General features: G+C 72.7%; 1 protein-coding gene. It reads left to right on the forward strand.

What is annotated here, in order from left to right:
• Positions 1–1115: 1115 nt before the first annotated feature.
• Positions 1116–5219 carry a beta-L-arabinofuranosidase domain-containing protein gene (locus ACFXGA_RS36805; RefSeq protein WP_378096639.1) on the forward strand — a complete coding sequence of 1368 codons (4104 nt, stop codon included), beginning with the start codon at positions 1116–1118 and terminating at the stop codon, positions 5217–5219.
• Positions 5220–5346 lie beyond the last annotated feature (127 nt).

Genomic DNA, 5346 nt, shown 5'->3' on the forward strand with positions numbered 1-5346 from the left:
GAGCGCGCGAGATAGACAGATAGCGCCCCCCCCCCCGGCCCCGCGCCCGCCCCCCCCCCCGGCCGCCCGGCGGCCGCGGGCGGGGGGGGGCCCCCCGACCGAGGGGGGGGCCGCCCCCTCCCCCCCCCAATTCTCGACCGCTCAGGACACCCTTCCGGCTTGACCGGCGGAAAGGCGAACAATCGCGACGACGGGGGTCCCGCCAAAACGGGAATGTGCCGTTCCGCCCCGGCGGGCGAACACCGCCCCCGACCGCCGGCCCGCCGGGATGGCGGTGTGCCGGGCCGACCGGGCCGCGCTGGTTCGACCACCCGGTGCTCCACGCCCGCACCGCGCTCCACGCCCGCAGCCTCGAAGCCGCCCGGCCGACCTCTTCCGCGCGGCGTCGGCGATCACCGCCCCCGGCTCGATGTTCGCGTTAACACGACTCGGCGAATCCGGTGTCGCCGCATGGTCGGCGCGCTCGTGGGCCGAGCCGACCGGGCGGCGTCGTCGCGCTCGGTGTCGCGGCGGTTGCGGTGCAAGAGGGTGTTGACACGGGCATTACCACGATGTTTCACTTTCTTGCCGAAAGATGTTAGCGCTAACACAGTGGGGTTCTCGTCACGGTGCCTCGGCGTCGTCGAGGCGACCACGGGTCCCGGGCCGCCGCGCCCGCCCTCCGACCGCCCGCCCTCCGACCGCACGGCCACCGCCCGCCCCGGGCGGCGGTCCGCCCTGCCCTGACCGCCGGGAGGAGCCCGTCGCATGAGACACCGTCCGGCAGCCGTAGCTACCCTGCCGCGCCCGGGCTCCGCCGTGCCGCCGCGCCCCCGGCCGAACGGCTCGGCCGCGTCGCCACCGGCACCCGCGCCGAGCCCGGGATTCGCAGGAGATCCCACGCCGGCGCGGCCGTCGGTCCTCGCCGCCCGGCCCGGGTCGGTGCCCCGCCCGGGAATCGCGGGGGACCCCGCCCCGACCTCCACCGCCCGGTCCCGACCGGCGACGGCGCCGTGCCCCGGGATCGCAGCCGACCTCACCCCGGCGCGGCCGTTGGTCTTCACCGCCCGGACCCGATCAGGGTCCGCTCCCACCGCCCACGAGGACGCGCACGCGTCGAGGAGGTCGCGATTGCCATGACGAGGTTCAGACTCAACGCGGTGACCCGGCCGCGAGCCGCCGGCGCGCTCGCCGCCCTGCTGGGGGTGGCGCTCGTGGCGAGCCCGCTGGCCGTGCCGGCGCAGGCCCAGGGCGCACTCGGGGATCCCGTCCTCGCGCTCGAGTTCGACAACAGCCTCGCCGACGGCTCCGACCTCGCCCACCCGGTGACCGCGAAGGCCACCGGCACGGCCGCGCCGGCGTACGCGTTCGTGCCCGGCGTCCGCGACTCGGCGCTGAAGCTGACCGCCGGCACCTACCTCGACCTGGGCCGCGGTGTCGAGTTGCAGCCCAGGGTGATGACCGCGTCGTTCTGGCTCAAGCCGGACACCGCGATGGTGGGCGAGCAGGTGATCGCCTGGAACAAGGCCGCCTACAACAGCGACGGCTGGTACCTGTCGTCGGAGGGCAACGGCTCGCCGCTGGCGCTGTCCGCGGGCCCGGGCGGGGCGCAGCCGTACAAGATCCAGGTGTCCTCGGCCGACCGGGCGGCGTTCTTCCCCGTCGGCCAGTGGACGCACATCGCCGTCAGCTACCACAGCGACACCAAGCGGGCCGTGTTCTACCGCAACGGCCTGCGCGTGCCCAGCCAGGTCGCGCAGCCCGTCGGAGGCGCGTCGACCGGTGTCATCACCGCCGACGCGAACCTGCCCAAGACCCTCGGCTTCAACGGGCCGCAGTACAACGGCTCGTTCCTGACCAGCGCCCTGGACTCCTACCGGCTGTACGCGGGCGAGGCGACCGCGGCCGACGTCGTCGGCCTCTACGAGGAAGGCGGCGGCACCGTGGACAAGGACGCCGTGGCGAGGGCCGACGCCGCCGCCATCACGCTCCCCGCGACCGTCGCCGCCGCCCTCGCCCTGCCCCGCGAGGGCTCCAGCGGCTCGACCGTCACCTGGGCCTCCAGCGACCGCGACGTGATCGACCTCGACGGCACCGTGCACCAGCCGGGTGCGGGCGAGGACGACGCGCACGTCACCCTCACCGCCACGGTCCGGTTCGCCGACGGCGCGCCCGCCGTCCGGGAGTTCGCCGTGACCGTGCCCGCCGTCCGCGAGGTCCTCCAGGACAGCGGCCTGAGCGTGCGCCTGGACGACGCGTACCTCGACAACGCCGCCGCCAAGGAGCACGAGTACCTGCTCAGCCTCGACTCCCGGCAGTTCCTGCACTGGTTCTACCGCACGGCGAACCTCACCCCGCCCACCGCCACCGGCTACCAGGGCTGGGAGAACGGCGCGGTCAGCGGCAACTTCCGCGGCCACGCCTTCGGCCACTACATGTCCGCGCTCGCCATGTCCTACGCCTCGACCTCCGACCCGGCGGTCAAGGAAGGGCTGCACCGGGAGATCACCGAGGCGGTCGACGGCCTCGCCGAGGTGCAGGCGGCCTACGCGGGCACGTCCCGCGCGGGCTACCTCGGCCCGTTCCGCGACACCGCGCTCGACGCCGTGGAAGGCCGCGGCGCGTCCGACGACCCGGTCGTGGTGCCCTACTACAACCTGCACAAGGTGCTCGCCGGGCTGCTGGACATCAACAAGTACGTCCCGGACGCCCACGGCGGCAAGGCCCTGGAGATCGCCAAGGGCTTCGGCGGCTACCTGTACGGCCGCGTGTCCACCCTGGCCGACACCAGCGTCATGCTGCGCACCGAGTACGGCGGCATGAACGACGCCCTGTACGAGCTGTACGCCCGCAGCGGCGGCGACGCCCGGTTCAAGCGGGCCGCCGAGGCGTTCGACGAGCTGTCGCTGTTCCGCGAGCTGGCGGCGAACCGGGACGTGCTGAACGGCAAGCACGCCAACACCACCATCCCCAAGCTCATCGGCGCGGTGAAGCGCTACACGGTCTTCACCCAGAACCCCGCCCTGTACGACAAGCTGACCGCGCAGGAGAAGGCCGACCTGCCGATGTACCTGCAGGCCGCGCAGAACTTCTGGCAGATCGTGGTCGACCACCACACCTACGCCACCGGCGCGAACAGCCAGGCCGAGCACTTCCACGGCCCGGACACGCTGCACGAGTTCGCCACCGGCAAGGGCGTCGTCGGCAACGCCGAGACGGCGGAGACCTGCAACGAGTACAACATGCTCAAGCTCTCGCGCGAGCTGTTCAAGCTGACGCAGGACGTCAAGTACGCCAACTACTACGAGAACACGTTCATCAACACGATCCTGTCGTCGCAGAACCCCGACACCGGGATGACGACGTACTTCCAGGCGATGGCGCCGGGCTACTACAAGCTGTACTCGATGCCCTTCACCGAGTTCTGGTGCTGCACCGGCACCGGCATGGAGAACTTCTCCAAGCTCGGCGACTCGATCTACTTCACGGGATCGGACGGCGTCTGGGTCAACATGTTCTTCAGCTCGGTGTTCGAGCACGGCAACCTGCGCGTCCGGCAGGAGGCGAACCTGCCCAACGACGACACGGTCACGTTCCGCGTCGAGGCGGTCGACGGCGGCGCGGTTCCGGCCAACGCCAAGCTGCGCCTGCGCGTGCCGGACTGGGCCGCCGCCGCGCCCGGCCTCACCGTCAACGGCTCGGCCGTCACGCCGCAGGTCCAGCGCGGTTACGTGGTGCTGGGCGTCCGGGCGGGCGACGTGGTCGAGTACCGGCTGCCGATGGCCGTGCGGCTGGTCGAGACGCCCGACAACCCGGATTTCTTCGCGTTGAAGTACGGGCCGGTGCTGCTCAGCGCCGGGCTGGGCACCAAGGACCTCGACAAGTTCGCCCGCGTCGGCATCCTGGTGCGCGCGGCGTCCCTGGACCCCGACGCGCCGCAGGTCATCCAGGTCGACACGCCGACCGTGGCCGCCTGGAAGGCCGACCTCGCCAACAACGTCGTGCGCGGCCCGGACACCGCCGACGGGCAGGTCCGGTTCACGCTCCGCAACGCGGCCACCGACCTGGAGTTCACGCCGCACTACCGCCGCCACGACGAGCGCTACGGCCTCTACTTCTCCTACGAGACGGCCGACTCCGAGGCGGCCCAGCAGCGCATCCTGGACGACAAGCGGCGGCTGCGCGACACCGAGCTGACCATCGACTCGCTGTACAGCTTCGACAACAACAACTTCGAGGGGGCCAAGAACCTCAAGCAGGCCAACTCGTCGGTCGGCGTGTTCAGCGGCCAGCAGTTCCGGCACGCGGAGGGCCCGTCCGGCTGGTTCAGCTACGACCTGCGGGTCGACCCGGCGCAGGCGTCGAACCTGCTGCGGGTGCGCTACTACTCCGGTGACGCCGGCCGCACCTTCGACGTCTACCTCAACGACGAGAAGTTCAAGACCGAGACCGTCAACCGCAACGCGGGCACGAACGTCTTCTACCTGCAGACGGACGAGATCCCCCGCAAGCACCTGGACAACCCGCGGTGGAAGGTGGACCAGGCGGGCAACCCGGTGCTGGACGAGAACGGGCAGCGGATCCCGGTGGTGACCGTCCGGTTCCAGTCGACCGGCGGCTGGGCCGGTGGCGTGTTCGGCGTCGCCACCAGCAAGTCCCTGGTCTACGGCCCCGAGTCGGAGCTGTCCGGCCTCAAGGCCGCCCCGGGCGTCCTCACCCCGGCCTTCACCCCCGGCGCCACCGCCTACGCGCTGCGGGTCCCGGCCGGGACCACCGAGGTGGACGTCGACTTCGACCCGCACGTGCCCAGCGGCCTGGTGAAGGTGGACGGCGTCCTGATCGACGACACCCGCCCGCGCAAGATCACCCTGGACGCCTCGGGGCGCAGGACGGTCACCGTCGACGCCTTCGCCCAGGACCACGTGACGTCGACCCGGTACACGCTGGAGATCTCCGCGGCCACGCCGGCCCTCGCCGTCACCGCCGTCCCGCGCTGCGTCGGCGGCACCGCCCACCTGGCGGTCACGGCGGTGAACACGGGCACGTCACCGGTCGCGGTCACGGTGGCCACGCCGTTCGGCGGCGCGCACTTCGCCGCCGTGGAGCCGGGCAAGCAGGCGTACCAGTCCTTCAACACCCGGACGGGCGACCTGGCGGCGGGCGTCGTCACCGCGACCGTCGTGGAGGGCGGCGTGTCGACGAGCCACCGCGTCGACTACCCGGCCCTGCGCTGCCCGTGAGCGGGGCCCGATGAGGTAGCGCGCGGCAACGTGGCGGGGGGGGGGGGGGGGCCGGGGGCGCGCCCCCGCCCCCGGGGAGGCGGGGCCCCCGGGGGGGAGGGGGGGCGGCCGGGGGGGAGGGGGGAGG

This window comes from Actinosynnema sp. NPDC059335 (genome assembly GCF_042752395.1).
Taxonomy (GTDB): domain Bacteria; phylum Actinomycetota; class Actinomycetes; order Mycobacteriales; family Pseudonocardiaceae; genus Actinosynnema.